Below are 20177 nucleotides of genomic sequence, written 5' to 3' on the forward strand. Positions count from 1 at the left end.
ACAAGCCTCCACAGTGATCTGGACCACTATAGCGTTGGCTTCGACACGTCAGCAGCAGTGGCTGCCGTGCCAACACATCGCACCCGCATCGAAGAGGACGAACACCATGAAGACACCGAAGAACGTCTCCAGAAAACGCCGGCTGGCCCAGTGGAGCGCACCATTCGCCGTGGGGTTGTTGGCACTGACCAGCTGCAGCGGAAGCAGCGGAAGTGGTAGCGGCGAGGCTGCTGACGACTACCCCACGGAAGCCATCGAAATCATGGCCCCTGCCGACCCGGGCGGTGGCTATGACATGACGGCCCGCTCGATCGGACGGGCACTGACCGAAGGCGGCGTGACCGACAACGGCAGCGAGGTCTACAACGTCCCGGGCGGTTCAGGGACGATCGGCCTGACACAGTTCGTCGGCGAAAATGCCGGCGACCCGCACCAGCTGATGGTCATCGGCAAGATCCTAGTCGGCGCCATCGAGCAAACCGATTCGCAGGTCGACCTGGGGAACACGACGCCGATTGCCCGCCTGACGGCCGAATATGAAGCCATTGCGGTGTCGGCTGATTCGAAGTATGAGACCTTTGAACAGCTGATGAAGGACTTCAAGGCCGATCCGGGCAGTATCGCTTGGGGTGGCGGCTCCGTGGGCGGTGTGGACCAGATCATGGTGGCCCAGTTGGCCGAAGCAGCCGATATCGACCCGGACAAGATCAACTACATCCCCTACTCCGGTGGCGGCGAGCTGACTCCGGCGATTCTTTCCGGAGATGTCACCGTTGCGGCCTCCGGCCTGGCCGAGTTCTCGGATCAGGTGGATGCCGGTGAGATGCGCTTGTTGGCAGTCTCCAGCGAGGAACCCATCGAGGGCGTTGAAGCCCCGACCGTCATCGATGCCGGGTACGACGTGTCCATCGCCAACTGGCGCGGCGTTGTTGCGCCTCCGGAAATCTCCGATGAGCAACGCAACGCCGTCGTCTCCTCCATCGAGGACATGCGGGATACCGACGAATGGCAGGAGACCCTCGAAACCAACAACTGGGAGGACTACCTGATGACCGGCGACGAATTCGGGGACTACCTTGAGCAGGAAGATAAGGACATCTCCAAGACCCTGAAGGATCTGGGGATCGTCGAGTGACCCAGGGCAGCACCGACTCCGCGCTTCTCTCGCGTGGGAAGTTCGGAACCAGGATCGCCGCCGCGGTGATAGTTATCGGCGCCTCGGTGGTCCTGGTCACGGCTTTCCAGATCGGTTCCAGAGGCGGATTCGGACCACAGAAACCAGGCTTCTTCCCCATCATCGTGGGTGTCGGTCTGGTGGTTTTCGGCTTGGCATTCCTGGTCAGGACGACGGTGAAACCAGACTATTCGTTGCGCGAGCAAGCCGACGAAGGGCACGCAGAGACGCGCTGGCGAACCCTCTGGACCGTCATCGTCTGTCTGGTCATCTACGCCGTCATCCTCAAGCCCGTGGGCTACATCCTGGCGACCGTCCTCTTCTTCTTCGCGGTTGCGTGGATTGGTGGAAGCCGCCAGTGGATCCGCGACATCATCGTCGCCGTCCTGTTTTCCGTCATCATCTACCTCGGCTTCACGGAATTGCTCGGCGTGCGGCTGCCAGCCGGACTATTGGAAGGGGTGGGCTAAGCACTCATGGATGCTTTCTCCGAACTGGCGAACGGCTTCGCCAATGCTTTTCAACTGCAGTACCTGCTCTTTGCCGCCGTCGGCGTCACCATCGGCACCCTGGTCGGTGTCCTGCCGGGAATCGGCCCCGCGCTGGCCCTGTCGCTGCTGCTGCCACTGACCTATGGCTTCGACCCCACCGGCGCCCTGATTATTTTCGCGGGAATCTACTACGGGTCCCTGTATGGCGGGGCCATCACGTCCATTCTGCTCAACACCCCGGGTGAGGCAGGCTCGGTGGCGACGGCGATCGACGGATACCCGATGGCCAAGGCCGGACGTGCCGGTCCTGCCTTGGCGACTGCAGTGATGGGCTCCTTCTTCGCCGGCATCATCTCCACCCTGGGTCTGACCTTCCTGGCACCAGTGGTGGCCAATCTCGCCAAGTCGTTCCAAGCCACCGACTACTTCGCCTTGATGGTGCTCGCCTTCGTCTCCGTGACCGCCCTGGTGGGAACCTCCATCATCCGGGGCATGATCAGTCTCTTCGCGGGACTCTTCGTCGGACTGATCGGACTGGACTTCCTGACCGGTCAACAGCGATTCACCTTCGGGGCCCCGGAACTGCTCGGTGGCGTCGATATCGTCGTCGTGGTGATTGGGCTCTTCGCGATCGGGGAGGCGCTCTACGGGCTGGCCCGACTCCAGGTGGCGAAGGAGGAAAAGGTCGAGTTCTCGGGTCGGATCTGGTTGAACAAAGCCGAACGCAAGCGGGTGTGGAAGCCCTGGATCCGCGGGGGATTCCTCGGCTTCATCTTCGGCTCCATGCCCACTGGCGGCTCCGAGGTGCCGACCTTCCTGTCCTATAACCTGGAAAAGCGGCTCTCCAAGCACAAGGACGAATTCGGCAAGGGGGCCATCGAAGGAATCGCCGGGCCGGAAGCAGCCAACAACGCATCCTTCTCAGGTGTTCTGGTGCCACTGCTGACGCTGGGCATCCCCACCTCGGCGACGGCAGCGATCATCCTGTCGGCCTTCCAGATCTACAACATCCAACCCGGGCCCCAGCTGTTCGAGACCTCGCCCGACCTGGTCTGGACGCTGATCGCCTCGTTGTTCATCGGCAACATCATGCTGCTGGTCATCAACCTGCCGTTGGTCAAAGTGTGGATCAAGATCCTGGAAATACCGAAGGAACTGCTGTTCTCCGGCATCCTCGTGTTCGGCGTCCTGGGGGTGTATTCCATCTCCAGCAGCCTGATCGACGTGTTGATCGTCTGCGCGATCGGCATCGCGGGCTTCTTCATGCGGGTCTACGACTTCCCCGTGGCCCCCGCCATCCTGGGGGCCATCCTCGGCCCCATGATGGAAACCCAAATGCGACGTGCGCTCTCGATCAGCCATGGTGACTTCTCGGTCTTCGCCACCCGTCCGCTCACCGTCGTGCTGCTGTTGATCGCCGTGGCCGTGCTGGTCCTGCCGTCAGTGCTGGCAAAAGTCCTTCCGAAGCGGAGCGACGCCGACAAGGTCGGTGCCGAGTAGAGCGGGCATTGATCGATAGCTGCGGCCGCACTGCCCACACCTGGCCGACCTCCAGATGTGGGCAGTGCGGTCAGTCGTTGAGTGCTCGCTATTTCGATGGAAGCACCGGGCAAGTAGGAATGGAGGCCAGTTAGGCTCCGAGCACGCGCCGTAAATAAGGATTCAGCAGCGTCCCCGTCGGGTCGGTTTCGTCCCGCACTGCGGTGAACCGGTCGAACTCAGGGTAGACGCCGGCCAGGTACTCGGCGTCGCGGGAGTGCAGCTTCCCCCAGTGTGGCCTGCCGCCGTGGGCGATGAACACCTGCTCGACGTGCTGCAGGAACTCCTGGTGCGGTTGCCGGGCATAGCGGTGGACCGCGAAGTACACCGACTGGCGTCCAGCCGAGGTTCCCATCCACGTGTCGTCCGCTGCCGACGTGCGCACCTCGATGGGGAAGCTGATCGGTTCCCGGTAGCCTTCGATCGCCGACTTGAGCTCGGCGACGACCTCGCCGAACGCCTCCAGCGGTAGCGAGTACTCCATCTCGCGGAACCTCACCCGTCGCGGAGTGACGAACACCTTATGGGGCACATCCGTGTAATCACGGGCAGCCAAGGTCTTCGCTGCGAGGCGGTTCAACGAGGGGATCAATGTCGGGACCTTGGCCCCGGCGGCACACATCAGCCCGTAGGCCCCGTTGCCCAGCAGTTCGTCGTCGAGCAGCCGGGACAGCGGGCTGACCGGGTGTCGCGGGGCATCGACCGGCAGCCGGGTGTTGGTCTTGGCCAACGCGGTCTCGGTATGGGGAAACCAATAGAACTCGAGATGGTCTTCGGCGGCGGAGCGTTCCAGGAATGATTCGACCATTCCCGCCAACGGTTCGGGCTTCTCGACGGCCCGCAGCTGGAACGCCGGCAAGCAAAGCAGCGTGGCTGCCAGCACCACGCCGATGGCCCCGAGTCCGACCCGTGCTGCCTGGAACAGCTCGGGTCGTTCGGTCGCCGAGCACTCGACGATCGACCCATCGGGCAGGGCGAGCCGCAGCCACGTCACCAGACCGGAGAACCCGGTGAACGCCAACCCGGTGCCATGGGTCGAGGTGGCCAGCGAGCCGGCCAGCGACTGGTGGTCGATATCGCCCATATTGGGCAACGCCAAGCCATGCGGGGCGAGTAGCTCCGCGACATTGAACAGCCGGGTCCCTCCGAGCAGGGTCGCCTTGCCGGTGGCCGGGTCCACGTGCTCGAGCCCTTGCATCCGGTCCAGGCTGACCAGGACTCCGTCGGTTGCTGCGATGTCGGTGAAAGAGTGTGCCCCTCCGACGACCTTCACTTGTCGCCCCTGAGCTGTGGCCCGGGCCAAGAGGGTGGCGACGTCGAATTCGGTGCGGGGGAGTACGACGGCCGAGGGCCGGCTCACCGCGCTGGCTGACCAGTTGCGCCAGGACCAGGCGCCACGGGTGAGTCGGGCCCCTGCGGGGATTCCGACGTCCTGCCGGATGGTTCGTGTTGCCATCTAGAGGAAGGCCTTTCCCTCGCCGCGGTAAGTGGGCCATTCGTCGATGATCTCGCCGTTGCTGTAAACGAGGACGGAGTTCAGTCGCTCCAGCGGTTCCCCGGCCTTGGCATGGCGGAAGAAGACCGGATCGCCCACGCTCAGCCCGGCAGCTGCGGGACCGGTGAGTGGTGTCTGGACCTCGCCCGGTCCCTCGGACGGGGCGTAGCGCAGGCCTTCGGGCCAGACCGGGACCGGCAATCGATCCTTACCCGGCGGGCCGGAGGCGATCCACCCGCCGCCGAGCACGGTGACCGTATCTGGCGCTGGGCGGCGTACGACGTCGAAGAGTAGGTGCAACGCCGGTGCCGGGCGGAAGCCCCGGTAGTGCTGGAAGAGTTCGGGCCCATAGAAGCCGCTGCCGGCGGCCACTTCAGTGACCGCGGCCTCGGCTGTGGTGGATTCGATGGAGCCGGTGCCACCACCATTGACGAATTCCAGATCGACGAGTTCACGCACCGCGGCAACGACCTCGGCCCGCCACTGGGCGATGTCCCGTTTCGACAGGGCCTGCAGTGCCCGGACTGCCAGCCCGCGGGGCGTGCGGGCACCGTCGGAGACCCCAGCGATTTGTCCCTCGTACATCATGATCCCGACGAGGTTCACGCCGGCGCGTTCGCAGGCGTGAACCATGGAGACTGCTTGTTCGACCGTGGTGATGGGGGAGCGCGCCGGACCGATTTTGAGCTTGGCGGCCAGCGAACCGGTGCGATGGCGCGCCGGAGCGTAGGAGGCGTCGATGTCCAGGCACACGCGGAACCGCGCTCCAGCGGGGATGTCGGCGGACCGGGCGACGTCACGAAGAATTGCCAGTTGCTCAGTGGAGTCGACCATGACGGTGACGTGTTCCCTGGCCTCCGACTGCAGAAGTTGCCTCAGCGCTTCGCGATCAGCCGTCGGATAGGCGACGAGGATATCCCGAATCCCGTTCTCGGCAAGCCAAAGTGCTTCCGGGAGGGTGAATGCCAGCACTCCGGAATACCCGGGCTCGGCTAAAGCCGCCTCAAGAGCGCCGCGTGCGCGCAGCGACTTGGAGGCGACACGGATTGTCGTTCCCGAGGCGCGGGCGGACATTGCCGCTGAGTTGGAACGGAAATTATCGAGGTCCAGCAGGGCCAACGGGCGGTTACCCCGACCCGCTTCGGGGAGAGCACGGACGTACCGCTGAAAGTAGGGCGCGGCCGCGAGGCCGTTGTGGATGGACATGCTCCCTGACGCTCCTGCCTTCATGAGTGCTTGTTCGGCTTGCTTGCACCGAGTCTAAGCGTATGGGCTTTTGCGGGGTGTCGAACCTGCTCGCGTGCCTAATATTTGCAGTTGCAACTCGGCGTTGAATTAGGACAGAACGCAACAATCTGGCCGAGGATCGGTTCTGGCCCTAGCTCTGCCGAATGTTTCCGGCTGCAAAGAGCGATATGCGATCCAGAGTGAATCGGATAGCTACTTGCCCGTTTATGCTCTGATTCGTTTGGTTGCAAACATCCGGCAACGAAAGCTGAATGTTGATGGCTGATTTGTCGGACTACAACGATACTTTTGAACTAACGAATGATAAGCGGCGAAGAAGGCGCCATAAATGGGGGAGCGGTCATATGACCATTGAAGAGTATGAGGGTGAGCTACTCGCCGAACAAGAGCATTTCGATATGGCGAGGATTTGCTACGACAGATCCCTGACTTTCGACAGTGCCAAGCAGTTGCAGGTCGGTACAGGGCCAGAACGCCGAGCCATGAAGAAGCATTTAGACTCCAGACAGTATCTGACAGATACGGACTCGGTGGCGTTCGGCCGGATGGACCTGGACGACGGAGACCAGTACTACGTTGGAAAAGTTGCAATCAGCGACGACCAACGCGAGAAACTCGTTATCAGCTGGAAATCGTCTATGGCGGAGAAGTTCTATCAGGCCACAACCGGAGAACGGCGTGGCCTCGTTCGCAAACGTGACTACCGGACGACGCGTAATCACATTGACGCATTCGCCGACAAAGTCTTCTCACAATTGGCAGCTGCGGTCGAAAGTCTAGACGACGAGATCGGGGCTGATGATTCCTTACTGCACAGTCTTGCCGTCGGCCGCACGGGCACCATGCATGACATCGTTCGCACCATTCAAGCGTCTCAAGACAAGCTTATGCGTAGTGACAAAGACCAACTGTTGGTCATCCAGGGTGGGCCAGGAACTGGTAAAACAGCAGTCGCATTGCATAGGGCTTCATGGCTTTTGTACACCTACAGAGACGAACTTCCTGCAGATGACATGTTGGTCGTGGGCCCAAATCCGGCATTCACGAAATACATTCAACAGGTCCTTCCATCCTTGGGAGATCAACGCGTCCGCCAAACGTCCATACAGGAACTCTTGGCCGGAGATACTGGAATCCGAGCTCATGAGCCAATCAACATCGCACGGGTAAAGGGCCTAGCCGAAATGGCAGATGTCATTGCCCGTGGCCTAGACGACAGAATCAAGGTCCCGTTGACCCCGTTACGCATTAGTCGACGAAACTCGGTGGCAACCATCAACATATTGCCAGAGACCGTCGAAGCAGATATCAGTCAACTGCGGTCCGAACCATACGGACGAGGACGGGACGAACTAAAAGCGCGTCTGTTGAGTCACTGCGCTAAGACCGGCGCGTTTCGTGCAGGACTGTCCGCAGTCCATGTCATGGATCCAACCTCGGTCGATGCTGCGGTGGACAGGATGTGGCCACGGCTCTCACCTGCACAATTTATTCGGGAATTGCTTGGTTCGAAACAGCGGCTCCGTTCGGCTGCCGGCGACTATCTGAGTACTGAGCAGATCGAACTGCTCTATCGGAGTACTGCCGATAGAGTTTCCGAGGAGCCGTGGACCATGGCTGATCTCGGGCTCATAGACGAGGCTGAGGGCTACATGTCCGAAGATGAGCCCCTCTGGGGGCACATCGTCATCGATGAGGCGCAGGACCTGACGCCGATGCAGTTATTTGCCCTTCGCCGGCGGTCCCGCAATGGGTCCATGACCCTCGTTGGTGATGTCGCACAATCAACCGGACCGTTCGCCCGCGACGACTGGACGGATGCAGTGAGTGCCTTGCGTTCTCGTTTGCCTGCAAAAGTTGAGGAACTAAGGCACGGGTACCGAGTTCCTAGGGAAGTTTTCGAAGTTGCCGCACGGTTGCTGCCCTTGGCGGCGCCGGGAACAACAGCTCCGACGATTGTACGAAGTGCGAACGCCCTTCCAGAGCTTTTCGACGTAGTCAGGGGACAGCTTGCCCGCGAAGTAGCGAAAGTTGCCAGTCACCACAGTTCAAAAGGACGATTCGTCGGTGTGATTGCACCGAAGGAATCTTGGGAACCACTACAGAATGCATTCACAGAGGCCGAGTTGAAGTGGAGCGATTCGAGCGCTGGGCAACTTGGATCGTCCATCAACCTGGTTACCCCGGAGGATTCGAAGGGCCTAGAATTTGATGCAGTCGTTGTGGTGGAACCGCAGAAAATTCTGGACCAGGACAATGGGGCTCGCCTGCTCTACATTGCGCTGACTAGAACTACTTCAAGACTGGACGTTCTGGCACCCGCGGGTGAGGTTCCACAGATTATTCGTGACGGATTCGAGAAGGTTACTCTCGTAGATGATCCTGTTGCTAGCCGTAAGCCACCCGTTCAGCCTGCTGCGGTGCGAGCCACAAGTTCAATTTCTGCCGCTACGGGGGGAGACGTCTCAGGGGACTCTCCGACAGACGCTGCTGACGACCACGATAGAAGCACCACCTCAAGTGCGGGATCACGATCGTCCAGCGCGCCGATCGAGACGACAACGTCGAGGGAGAGGCATGCGTCAGATGGATCGGGTGTTCCCTTACTGAGACCGCTGGAACAAGAGCTAGTGTCCCGAAACGCGGGATACTTGCTCGAGACCGTGCTTAAATTCTACGGTCCCGGAGTTCGCCGTGCAGTTCTTGAAGAAGTACTTCGGCGCCTACCCGCGTCCGGAGCAGCGGAGCCCCCAGAGGCTTCGGAGGAGGGCGCCCCTGGGAGAGTCCATGAATCTGACGGGCCACTCAAGCGACTTCATGAAACGTCAAGCAGCCGTGAAACTGAGGTTGACACTGTGGCTTCAGGAGAGTGACGTCGCGTACCTGCGGAGGGGACTGGGCTACGATCTGTAGCTGGGGAAGATTCGAGTCGTGGAATTAGTCGGGGGCCACAGTGATCGAAATATTGCAGCCTATAATCGGGAGTCTGTGTTCGGTAGGGTCGCGAGAATCGCTGGCATGTATCTGGAATGCCTTGGTGAGCATGCCCGACCGTCTGTGTATCCGAGAGCGGGAGTGTTCATCCGGTGAGACTGTTGGCTTTGGATACGGTAGTTCCTTCGTTGGGGTAGGTGGCTGAGTATGCGCATGATCGATAATGTCAACGATCTGCTCGGTGATGATCTCAAAGCGGTGATCAAACCGGGGTCGAAGGTTCGTGTCGCGGCGTCGGCTTTCTCTATTTTTGCTTTTCAGGCTTTGCGTGAGGAGCTTGAACAGGTTTCCGGGTTGGAGTTCATTTTCACTTCTCCGTCGTTCGTGACTGAGAAGGTCACGGATCAGCTCCGTAAGGAACGTCGCGAGTTTTTCATCCCGGCGGGTCAGACGGAGTCGAGTCTGCATGGGTCTGAGTTCGAGGTCCGGTTGCGTAATCAGTTGACGCAGCGTGCGATCGCGAGGGAATGCGCGGATTGGGTGCGCCGCAAAGCGGTTTTTCGTTCTAGCGCTACGGGTCAGCCGATGCAACAGCTTGCCACGGTTGATGACAGCGTGGCTTATTTTCCGATTCAGGGGTTCACGACCACTGATTTGGGGTATGAGAGTGGCCCTGCGGTTTCGAATGTGGTCACCAAATTCGAGGGTTCTGCTGAGACCCGACATTTCTTGGGCCTCTTTGATCAGATCTGGCATGATCCTGCGCAGTTGGATGATGTCACCGAGGCGGTACAAGAGCATATTGCCAGCGTGTATACGGAGAATTCCCCGGCACGGATCTACTTCCTGGTTCTTTATAACTTGTTCGCGGAGTTCTTGGAGGACATCGACGAAGATGTGTTGCCTAACGATCGGACCGGTTACCAGGAGACGAAGGTCTGGCAGAGCCTGTATGACTTCCAGCGCGACGCGGCGACGGGGATCATCAATAAGCTCGAGACCTATAACGGGTGCATCCTTGCCGACAGTGTGGGTTTAGGTAAGACGTTCACTGCGCTGGCGGTGGTGAAGTACTACGAGCTGCGTAATAAGTCTGTTTTGGTGTTGAGTCCGAAGAAGCTGGCGGAGAACTGGACGAATTACAACGCGAATCTAACGACGAATATCTTCGCTTCGGACCGGTTCAACTACGACGTCCTGGCTCACACCGATTTATCCCGGGTGAGGGGCGAGTCGTTGGGGTTGCGGCTGGATCGGGTGAACTGGGGTAATTACGACCTGGTGGTGATCGATGAGTCGCATAATTTCCGTAATGCTGATTATGCAGAAGAGAAGGAATCGCGTTACCAACGGTTGATGCGTCAGGTGATCCGTGAGGGTGTGAAGACCAAGGTACTGATGCTCTCGGCGACCCCGGTGAACAACCGGTTCAATGATCTGAAGAACCAGCTCCAGCTTGCCTATGAGGGGGAGTCGGAGAACCTGGCGAAACATTTGAATCTTTCCACGACGGTGGAGAAGGTCTTCAGTGATGCCCAGAAGGTCTTCAACGAGTGGCAGAAGCTGGGGGTGGAGGATCGGACCACTGACCGAATCCTGCAGATGTTGGACTTTGATTTCTTCGAGCTACTCGATTCAGTGACGATTGCCCGGTCCCGCCGGCATATCCAAGCGTTCTACGACACCACGGAGGTCGGCGCGTTCCCGACCCGTCTGGCGCCGAAATCGATTCGTGAGCCGTTAACCGACTTGCCCGGGGTGCCGGGGTTCAACGAGATTTTCGAGAAACTTCAGGGCCTGACGTTGGCGATGTATACACCGTTGACGTACGTGTTCCCTAGCCGGCTGGCGAAATATGAGGATCTTTACAGTGTCACCGCCGGCACGGGGCGGGCCAATCTTGGTCAGGCGGGCCGTGAGCAGGGTTTGAAGAAACTGATGACCGTGAACCTACTCAAACGCTTGGAAAGCTCGGTGGAAGCGTTTCGGCTGACCCTGTCACGGATTGAGGGATCGGCTGAGAAGACATTATCTCGTTTGGATTCCCACGCCGCTGCGTCTTCGGGTCTGTCGGCGGAGTTGTCGGGGTTGGATTTTGATCTCGATGACGAGGAAGACGCGAACGTCGAGGCGATTTCCTTCGGGGAGAAGATCAAGATCGAACTGGATGACATCGATGTGGAGTCCTGGCGGCGAGACCTATCCAACGACCGTGAAACGCTCCGTGGACTGCTAGCGGAAATGGCCAAAGTCACCGCCGGACATGATCTGAAACTACAGCGAATCAAGAACCTCATTACCGAGAAGGTCGCCCACCCGATTAATGAGGGCAACCGCAAGGTACTGGTGTTTTCGGCGTTCGCCGATACCGCGAACTACCTCTACCGTGAGTTGGCGCCGGTCCTGCAGGAGGCAGGGTCACAGATGGGGGTGATCACCGGGGGTAGTCATGGGGCGAAGACAACGTTGGGGACCGGTTTCGATTTCCAGCAGGTCATGGCGATGTTCTCTCCGACGTCGAAGCAGCGTCATCTGATGATGCCGCAGGAGACTCGTGAACTGGATGTGCTCATAGGTACCGATGTGATCAGTGAGGGCCAGAACCTCCAGGACTGTGACTACCTGATCAACTATGACATCCATTGGAATCCGGTGCGGATCATTCAGCGTTTCGGGCGTATCGATCGCATCGGTTCCACGAACGAACGGATTCAACTGGTTAACTTTTGGCCCGATATTTCTTTGGATGAGTACATCAATCTCAAGGAACGTGTCGAGAACCGGATGGTGATCGCCGACGTCACCGGTACGGCCGATGACAATGTGTTGTCCCAAGAGGATCCCGACGCTGCCTTTAGGAAGGAACAGTTGCGCAAACTCCAGGACGAGGTCATTGAGCTGGAGGATGTCCGGACGGGGGTGTCGATCACGGATCTGGGTATGAACGATTTCCGGATGGACTTGCTGGGGTACATCAAGGAACACGGTGATCTGGCCAAGGCGCCCAAGGGGTTGCATGCGGTGATTCCTGCCGATCCGGTCAAAGGGTTGAAGCCGGGTGTGATCTTCGCTCTGCGGAACGTGAACACGGGCCAGGATAATAATAATCGGGGCAACCGGTTGCACCCGTATTATCTGGTTTACCTCGATGATGCGGGCGCTGTCGTGGCCGATCACACCGAGGTGAAGCATTTGCTGGATCTGATCCGTGGTGGGTGCCGCCCCTATGATGAACCGGTCACCGAGGTAGTCAGGGCCTTCAACAAGGCAACAAAGGATGGCGCCGAGATGGATAGGTACTCCGATCTGCTGACCGATGCGATTCATTCGATGATCGACGTCACTGAGGAACGCGATATCGATAGCCTGTTCACCGGTGGGCATACTTCTGCGTTGACGCAGGCCATTGCCGGGCTCGATGATTTTGAATTGATCGCGTTCATTGCCGTCATTGACCCTGCCCTGACCGTTTATGATGGGCCGGCTACGTCCTGATGGTTGATCTGCTTTACCGTTGGCCGGCTGCTGCGAAGTTTGGTAGCCGGGTGCCGAAAGAAAAGTTCTACTCACACGGGACTGTCACCGCGGTGGTGAAAGAGAAATTCGTTTCCGAAGTCCAGCGCATCACCTGGGCCTATAAGCTCGCTGAAGCCACGATCAACCTTCCCGCAAGTCTGGCGGTGCCCGAGATCCAGGTTTTTCAGATCGACGCGAAGACCCAGGACGTGTCCGATGCGGTGCTGGCCGCGATCGATAGGGCGATCCCGTTTCCGATCATTTTCGAGATCACTCGTGGGGGTGGTGAGTCGGCTCGTGTGCGGATGGTGGCTGCGCATAAGCAGCTCGTCGCTGGTGCCCCGAAGATCAGCGCCTACTACACGACCGTGTGGCAGCACCTCGATACTGCACGGGAGCCCGTGCCGACGGCGACGAGCCTGTCGGGGCTTTATACGGGGTTGTTGGGCCCGTTGATGCCGGTGGTGGTGCGTCCGGGTGAGGAAATGACGGGGGTGGCTGACAGACTACAAACCGTGGCCAAACTCGAACGAGAGGTGACTGCGTTGGAGCGTAAGCTCCGCAACGAGCCCCAGCTCAACCGCAAGGTCGAGTTACGTCGTATTTTGAAGATCAAGCAAACCGAATTGGAACAGCAAAGGTAGCCCGTGGAGAAATTGCGTATGACCTCGCCCGACTTGACCGATAAGAATATTGGCAAGATTGCCGAACTGTTCCCTAGCGTTGTGACCGAGACTCTCGATGATGAGGGTAATCCGACGAAGTCCATCGATTTCGACTTGCTGCGTCAGGAACTTTCGGATCATGTGGTTGATGGGCCTCAGGAGCGTTACCAGTTGGATTGGCCGGGTAAGCGTGCAGCTTCGTTCGCTGCGAACGCGCCGATTGCTAAGACGTTGCGTCCGGTGCGTGAGGAATCGGTGGACTTTGAGAACACGAAAAACCTCTTCATCGAAGGCGATAACCTAGATGCGTTGAAGTTGCTTCAGGAGTCTTACCTGGGCAAGGTCAAGCTGATTTATATTGATCCGCCATACAACACGGGTAATGATTTCGTGTATAACGACGACTTCGCAGAAAGCGCGGAGGAGTACCTGTCGAGGTCGGGACAGACAGACGACAGCGGGGCCAAGTTATCGGCGAATCCGGAGTCGAATGGACGCTTTCATTCCGACTGGTTGAGCATGATGCTGCCACGACTGAAATTGGCGCGGAATTTGCTCACCGAAGACGGAGTCGTCTTCATCTCAATCGATGATTCGGAGCTCGGAAGTCTCCAGCGTGTCACATCAGAAATGTTTGGCGATACCAACTTTGTTGGAACGATGGTTTGGGCCGCTGGAAGGAAGAATGACTCAAAATACATTTCCTCTTCGCACGAGTACATTCTTTGCTACGCGCGGAATCTCAGCGTCCTTAAAGAGCGCGGTGTCACTTGGAAAGTCCGAAAGAAGGGGCTGACCGAAATATACTCGGAGGCCGCCAAGCTAGTCCGTGCGCACGGTGAGGACTATAGCGCCGCGTCAACGTCGCTCCGAGAGTGGTTCAAGTCGCTTCCCGTTTCCCATGAGGCCAGGCGGAACAAACATTATTCGCGGATTGACCAGCGGGGTGTGTATTTTCCAGGCGATATTTCCTGGCCTGGTGGAGGCGGGCCAAAATATGAAGTGTTGCACCCCGAGACTGGGAACCCAGTAAAGATCCCAGCACGCGGATGGTTGTTCCAAGAACCGGTGATGCACGAGCACATCAGAATGGGCCGTGTGTTCTTTGGAAGCACAGAGGATTCAGTTCCAACGTTTAAGCGCTACCTCCAAGACACAGAGTTTGAAGTTCCTTACAGTGTGTTTTATCAAGATGGTCGAGCAGCATCGAAGCGACTTCGCAGTCTCATGGACGGACCTGTCTTTGACTTCCCGAAGGATGAAACTGTCATCCAGACTTTGGTCAACATGGTAACTAATGGTGATGACATCATTATGGATTTTTTTGCGGGTTCCGGTACTACAGCCCAAGCGGTCATGGCGCAGAACGCTACTGACGGGGGCAGTAGGCGATTCATTATGGTGCAACTTGATGAGTGTCCAGCTCCGAGAACCGAAGCAGAAAAACAAGGGTATACATCGATTGCCGCAATAGCACGGGAACGGATTCAGCGTTCGGCACAATCCGTGGCTAGCGCGGCTGAGATTAGTGCGAAAGATATGGATGGGGGGTTCCGTGCTCTTCGCATTGATACCACCAACATGATCGACGTCCTTCGTTCGCCGGATGCCACTGATCAGTTGGCTCTTGAGGAGCTTGAGGGCAGTGTGAAGCCTGATCGTTCAGGTGAGGATTTGTTGTTCCAGGTGTTGTTGGACTGGGGTTTGGAACTGTCGATGCCTATTGCCGTTGAGCAGATCGACGGTTACGAGGTATTCGTCGTTGAAGATGATGCGCTGATTGCGTGCTTTGATGACCACGTCAGCCCGGAGCTTGTGAGAGAGATTGCCAAGCGGGAGCCGTTGCGGGCTGTGTTCCGTGATTCTGGGTTTGATTCTGATGCTGCTCGGATCAATGCGGAGCAGGTTTTCCGTGAGGTCTCGCCGGTGACTGATGTGAAGGCGGTCTGAATCTAGATGAAGCTTCAGTTCAAGGTCCAGGGCTACCAGACCGATGCTGTGGATGCGGTGGTGGCGAACTTCGCCGGTCAGCCCAAACACGACGGTATTTCTTACCGGGTTGATCCGGGGAAGGTGAAGCCGGTTTCCAACCCGGGGTTGTTCGAGATGAATCCTGTGTCGGACTCGGGGTTGCGCAACGCCGATATTGCGCTGTCCAGTACGCAGTTATTGGAGAACGTCCGTAAGGTGCAGGGTTCTCGGAATCTGCCTTTGTCAACGGAACTGGTCCAGAGTAAGGCTGCCCCGGGAGCGCCGAGTCTGACGGTTGAGATGGAGACTGGTACGGGTAAGACGTACGTCTATATCAAGACGATCATGGAGCTATATAAGCGGTACGGGTGGTCGAAATACATCATTGTTGTTCCCTCGGTTGCGATCCGTGAGGGCGTGAAGAAATCGTTCGATGTCACGGCTGAGCATTTCCAACAGTTTTATGGGACGAAACCTCGTTCGTTTGTCTATAACTCTTCCCAGTTGCATGAGTTGGAGCGGTTCAGTTCCGATGCCGGGGTGCAGGTGATGATCATCAACATCCAGGCGTTCAACGCTACGGGTAAGGATCAGCGGCGGATTTATGATGTGCTCGATGATTTCCAGTCCCGCCGTCCTATTGATGTGATCAAGGCGAACCGGCCGATCGTGATCATTGATGAGCCGCAGCGTTTCGGGGTGGAATTCGATACTAAATCCGGGAAACCGAAGAATGCCTCGACCTCGATCAAATCTTTGGCTGAGTTCAATGCGTTGATGGTCCTGCGTTACTCGGCGACCCATAAACCCCATCATGAATACACGAAAGTGCACCGGTTGGATGCTTTGGATGCGTATAACCAGAAGCTGGTGAAGAAGATCGCGGTGCGGGGTATCACGGTCAAGGGCCTTGCCGGGTCGAGCGCGTACCTTTATTTGGATGCGATCGAGATCGCGAAAGGTGCGAAGCCACATGCCCGGGTCGAGATTGAGGTCCAGACCAAGGCCGGGGCGATCAAGCGCCAGGTCAAGCGCTTGGATGTGGGGGCGAATTTGCATGATGTCTCCAATGGCATTGAAGCCTATAACGGCCTGTTTATCACCGATATCGACGCGACCCGCGACGTGATCGAACTCAGTAGTGGGGACGTTGTCACTGCAGGTCAGTTGGCTGCTGGTGATGTCACGGAGGAGACGAAGCGTCGGATCCAGATCCGTGAGGTGGTCCGGGCGCATCTGGAGAAGGAACGTGAACTGTTCAGCCAGGGTGTGAAGGTACTCTCTCTGTTCTTCATTGATGAGGTGGCCAAGTACCGCGACTATGAGCGTGACGACCACCTTGGCGAGTATGCCCGTGTGTTCGAGGAGGAATACACGGCCATCCGGGATGAGGCTCTTGCTGAGTTGCCGCTGGATGAGGCGTATCAGCAGTATCTGCGTCGCGACGTGGTGGGTGCGGTGCATGAGGGTTATTTCTCGATCGATAAGAAGAGCAAACGACAAGTCGACGGCAAGATCAGCGGCCGTGGCGACGATAAGGGGCAATCTACTGATACGGATGCCTACGATCTGATCCTCAAGGATAAGGAACGTCTGCTCTCCTTCGCTGAACCGGTGCGGTTCATCTTCTCCCACTCGGCCTTGCGGGAGGGGTGGGATAACCCGAACGTGTTCGTGATGGGGATGCTGAAGAAGAGCGACAACACTGTTTCTCGGCGACAGGAGATCGGGCGTGGCCTGCGGTTGGCGGTTGATCAGCAGGGGGACCGGATGGATAACCCGGTTACGGTGCATCAGGTCAATGAGCTGACTGTTGTCACTGACGAGGCGTATACGGATTTTGTGACGGGCCTGCAGAAGGAGCTCTCCGAGTCTCTGGCTGCCCGTCCGCGTAAGGCGAGCGCCAAGTTCTTCACCGGTAAGACCATCGTCACGAATGAAGGCGAATCCTCTCTTGGGGATGCGGAGGCGCTGGCGCTTTATAAGTACCTGATCAAGAATGACTACCTCAACGACGACGACACCGTCTCGGAGGCCTATAAGGAGGTCAAGAAGTCGGGGACGTTTGCTGTGCCGACGTCCGACGTGCTGCTGCCGATCATTGATTTCGTGTGGCCTTTGGTCGACGAGCTATACATTGATCTGCCCAAGCCAGTGGATGCCCGTAAGCTCAAGAAGCTTGAACCCAATGCCAACCTGGGGCGGAAGGAGTTCCAGGAGTTGTGGGGGAGGATCAACCACAAGGCGGTGTACCAGGTTGAGTTCGATTCGGATGAGCTGATCGGTAAGTGCGTCAAGGCGCTGGATAAGCATCTGAATGTCGCAGCGATGCAGTATGTCGTCCAGGCAGGGCAGCAACGTGACTCGTTAGATGCCGAGGACTTGAGCTCCGGCGAGGGGTTTACTGCTACGAGCACGAAGACGGAAACCGAGAAGATTAGCGCCGGCTCTCAGGTGCAGTACGACTTGCTGGGTGAGATTACGGAGAAGACCCAGTTGACTCGGCGTACGGTCGCGGCGATTCTGCGCGGTATCGGGCCGAGCACGTTCGGGAAGTTCCGTATCAATCCGGAGCAGTTCATTACCGAGGTTTCGCGGCTGGTCAATGAACAGAAGGCGACGGTCATCGTCGAGCACCTCAGTTACGACTCCTTGGAGGACCGGTACGAGACGGCGATCTTCGCGGAGAACCAGACGAGACAGGAACTCATCGCAGGCCAGGAAAAGTTGGCTAAACATGTTTATGACTATGTGGTTACTGATTCGAAGGTCGAGAAGGCGTTTGTTGCCGAGTTGGAGACGAGTAAGGAAGTCGCGGTTTATGCGAAGCTCCCTCGGGGGTTCTTCATCCCGACACCGGTGGGAGACTACAACCCGGACTGGGCGATTGCCTTCACCGAGGGCAGCGTGAAGCATGTCTATTTCGTCGCCGAGACCAAGGGCTCCCTATCGACCCTGCAACTCAAAGGAGTTGAGGAGGCGAAGATTGAATGTGCCCGTAAATTCTTCGAATCCGTGAGTGAGGCCAATGGCCAGAACGTGACTTACGGGGTTGTCACTGATTACACCGAGTTGATGCAACTCGTGGCCGGTTAGGGGAGAGTGATGGCGAAGTACAAAGTCACGCAGTCGGCGGTCACGCAGTTGTTGGAGGATGTTCGGCGTGAGCAGATCGCCATTCCTGAGCTGCAGCGGCCGTTTGTTTGGGACAGTGTCAAGGTTCGGGATCTTATGGATTCCCTCTATAAGGGGTATCCGGTCGGTTATCTGATCACTTGGCAGTCGGTGGGCGCTTATCTCAAGGACGCGCAGATCGCGGCCCACCAACAGATCCTTATTGACGGGCAGCAACGTATTGCTGCCCTTCGTGCGGCGGTCGCCGGGTTGAAGGTCGTCAATAAGCGGTATCAATCTGTTCGGATCAAGATCGCGTTCAATCCGGTATTGGAGCTGTTTGCAACGTGGACTCCGGTGATCGGGAAGAATCCCGAGTGGATTCCCGACATTAGCGAGCTATTCAACGCCACTTCCACCTATGGCTTCGTGAAGGCCTACTTCGAGGCCAATCCTGAGGTCGATCCCCAGGTGGTTGAAACCAATATTGGTCGACTCGAGGCAGTGAAGAACGCTCAAATCGGTATTATCTCGCTCAATGACGATCTGGATGTCGAGACGGTTGCGGAGATCTTCATCCGGATCAATTCGAAGGGTGTCCCGCTGAGTAGCGCAGATTTTGCGATGAGCAAGATCGCCACCTTTGGGGAGCGCGGCCGCAATATCCGCAAACTCATTGATTACTTCTGCCAGCTCGCGGTTGCACCTCATGCGTATTCGGATATTCAGGACAACGACACCGATTTCGCCGCAACTACGTACCTCTCGTCGATTTCATGGCTGAAAGACGATACCGGTGACCTCTATGATCCGACCTATGGAGACATCATTCGCGTCGCTGGGTTGGTGGGTTTCAGCCGCGGCAAGGCCTCGTCGATCGTGGGTGAAATCTCCGGCAGGGACCCGGAAACACGAAAGATCGACGAGAGTCGCATCCCGGTTGCCTACGACAAACTTGAATCCGCGCTGCTCCAGATCGTAAAAAAATACCATTTTGAAAACTTCATCATGATCATCAAATCAGCGGGTTTCATTGCCCCGGGCATGATTGGTTCAAAGAATGCCCTGAACTTCGCCTACGCCCTGTATTTGCGACTACGGGCCGATGCAACCCTCTCCGAGGGAGAGCGCAAGCGCATCGTTAGACGCTGGTTCGTGATGTCGATGCTCACCGCGCGACACTCGGGCAGTTTCGAATCAACCTGGGAACAAGATATCCGGCGAATCAACACGCAGGGAGCTGCCGCCTATCTCAAACAGATCGAAGAGTCAGAACTAACGGATGGTTTCTGGGAGGTCTCCCTGCCGAACTCCTTGGAAACCACGAGCACGGCGAGCCCCTTTTTCCAGACGTTCCTCGCAGCACAGGTGGCAGGGGGTGCGCGTGGGTTCCTTTCCAAGAGCATTACGGTCGCTGCCATGCACCAGCAGTCCGGCGACATACACCACGTGGTTCCCAAGGACTTCTTGCAGAAGAATGGCTTCGCAGACCGGTCTGACTATAACCAGGTAGCGAACTTCGCGTTGACGGAGACCTCGATCAATATCAGTATCAGCAATAAGCCTCCCAGCGTGTATATGGCCGATATTGCTGCCCAGATTGAATCGGGGGCACTCGTGCTTGGTGAGATCACGGATTCGGGGGAGCTTGAACGTAATCTTGCCGAGAACGCGATCCCGCCGAACTTGGCGAACGTGTCAGCGGGTATGTATCCGGAGTTCCTCGTGGAACGCAGGAAACTCATGGCCGGAGTGGTCCGGACATACTTCGAAGGGCTCTAAGGAGTACTTGAAGAGGAACAGCCATAGTAGTTTGGGTGCCACCTCCCGAAGAGTTCGAATGTCTAGTTAAACTCGTCGATTCAGCCAGGCGTGCTCGCAGAATGGTGAAGCAATCAGAGGAAGGCACGCTACGGTTCTTTGGCCGCCGCTGTCGGGTACCGGCTCGGAGGCAGTCCAACTGCTGGGGGCCAGTTCCCCTCATTCCGGGAAGAGTCACTAGAGTCGGGTCTGGCTGAAAAACATAAACC

Annotated in this window: 11 protein-coding genes; 9 read left to right on the forward strand and 2 right to left on the reverse strand. The window is 57.6% G+C overall.

What is annotated here, in order from left to right; all coding sequences use genetic code 11:
* The first annotated feature begins 106 nt into the window (after positions 1–106).
* The 3 genes from ACT3S2_RS07995 to ACT3S2_RS08005 are packed head-to-tail and all read left to right on the forward strand — an operon-like array spanning position 107 to position 3165.
* Complete coding sequence (locus tag ACT3S2_RS07995) at positions 107–1135, forward strand: Bug family tripartite tricarboxylate transporter substrate binding protein (RefSeq protein ID WP_444554075.1); 1029 nt, start codon at positions 107–109, stop codon at positions 1133–1135.
* On the forward strand, positions 1132–1644 hold the full coding sequence (locus ACT3S2_RS08000) for a tripartite tricarboxylate transporter TctB family protein (protein WP_086996157.1): 513 nt from the start codon (positions 1132–1134) through the stop codon (positions 1642–1644). The genes ACT3S2_RS07995 and ACT3S2_RS08000 overlap by 4 nt, the downstream gene beginning before the upstream one ends.
* A gap of 6 nt (positions 1645–1650) precedes the next feature.
* On the forward strand, positions 1651–3165 hold the full coding sequence (locus ACT3S2_RS08005) for a tripartite tricarboxylate transporter permease (protein WP_086996160.1): 1515 nt from the start codon (positions 1651–1653) through the stop codon (positions 3163–3165).
* Between the two features lie 130 nt (positions 3166–3295).
* Here ACT3S2_RS08005 and ACT3S2_RS08010 read toward each other — a convergent pair whose 3' ends face one another.
* Both ACT3S2_RS08010 and ACT3S2_RS08015 read right to left on the reverse strand, forming a co-directional pair.
* On the reverse strand, positions 3296–4660 hold the full coding sequence (locus tag ACT3S2_RS08010; protein ID WP_444554074.1) for a D-arabinono-1,4-lactone oxidase: 1365 nt from the start codon (positions 4658–4660) through the stop codon (positions 3296–3298).
* Positions 4661–5905 (reverse strand): alanine racemase, encoded by a 1245-nt coding sequence (locus ACT3S2_RS08015; protein ID WP_444554073.1) that lies wholly within the window; start codon positions 5903–5905, stop codon positions 4661–4663.
* 293 nt (positions 5906–6198) lie between these two features.
* On the opposite strand from ACT3S2_RS08015, the gene ACT3S2_RS08020 reads away from it, so the two are divergent.
* The 6 genes from ACT3S2_RS08020 (at position 6199) to ACT3S2_RS08045 (ending at position 19929) form a co-directional block, all read left to right on the forward strand.
* On the forward strand, positions 6199–8820 hold the full coding sequence (locus ACT3S2_RS08020) for a HelD family protein (protein ID WP_444554072.1): 2622 nt from the start codon (positions 6199–6201) through the stop codon (positions 8818–8820).
* A gap of 268 nt (positions 8821–9088) precedes the next feature.
* Positions 9089–12376: a helicase-related protein gene (locus ACT3S2_RS08025; RefSeq protein WP_444554071.1), complete on the forward strand. Its 3288-nt coding sequence runs from the start codon at positions 9089–9091 to the stop codon at positions 12374–12376.
* Complete coding sequence (locus ACT3S2_RS08030; RefSeq protein ID WP_444554070.1) at positions 12376–13041, forward strand: DUF4391 domain-containing protein; 666 nt, start codon at positions 12376–12378, stop codon at positions 13039–13041. The genes ACT3S2_RS08025 and ACT3S2_RS08030 overlap by 1 nt, the downstream gene beginning before the upstream one ends.
* A 3-nt stretch (positions 13042–13044) precedes the next feature.
* Complete coding sequence (locus ACT3S2_RS08035; RefSeq protein WP_444554069.1) at positions 13045–15012, forward strand: site-specific DNA-methyltransferase; 1968 nt, start codon at positions 13045–13047, stop codon at positions 15010–15012.
* Positions 15013–15018: 6 nt separating this feature from the next.
* The gene (locus ACT3S2_RS08040; RefSeq protein ID WP_444554068.1) at positions 15019–18129 is read left to right on the forward strand and encodes a type III restriction-modification system endonuclease; all 3111 of its coding nucleotides are present in this window, start codon (positions 15019–15021) and stop codon (positions 18127–18129) included.
* Positions 18130–18138: 9 nt separating this feature from the next.
* Positions 18139–19929 (forward strand): GmrSD restriction endonuclease domain-containing protein, encoded by a 1791-nt coding sequence (locus ACT3S2_RS08045; protein ID WP_444554067.1) that lies wholly within the window; start codon positions 18139–18141, stop codon positions 19927–19929.
* The last annotated feature ends 248 nt before the right edge of the window (positions 19930–20177 follow it).

This window comes from Arthrobacter sp. AOP36-A1-22 (assembly GCF_052377615.1).
Lineage (GTDB): Bacteria > Actinomycetota > Actinomycetes > Actinomycetales > Micrococcaceae > Arthrobacter_H.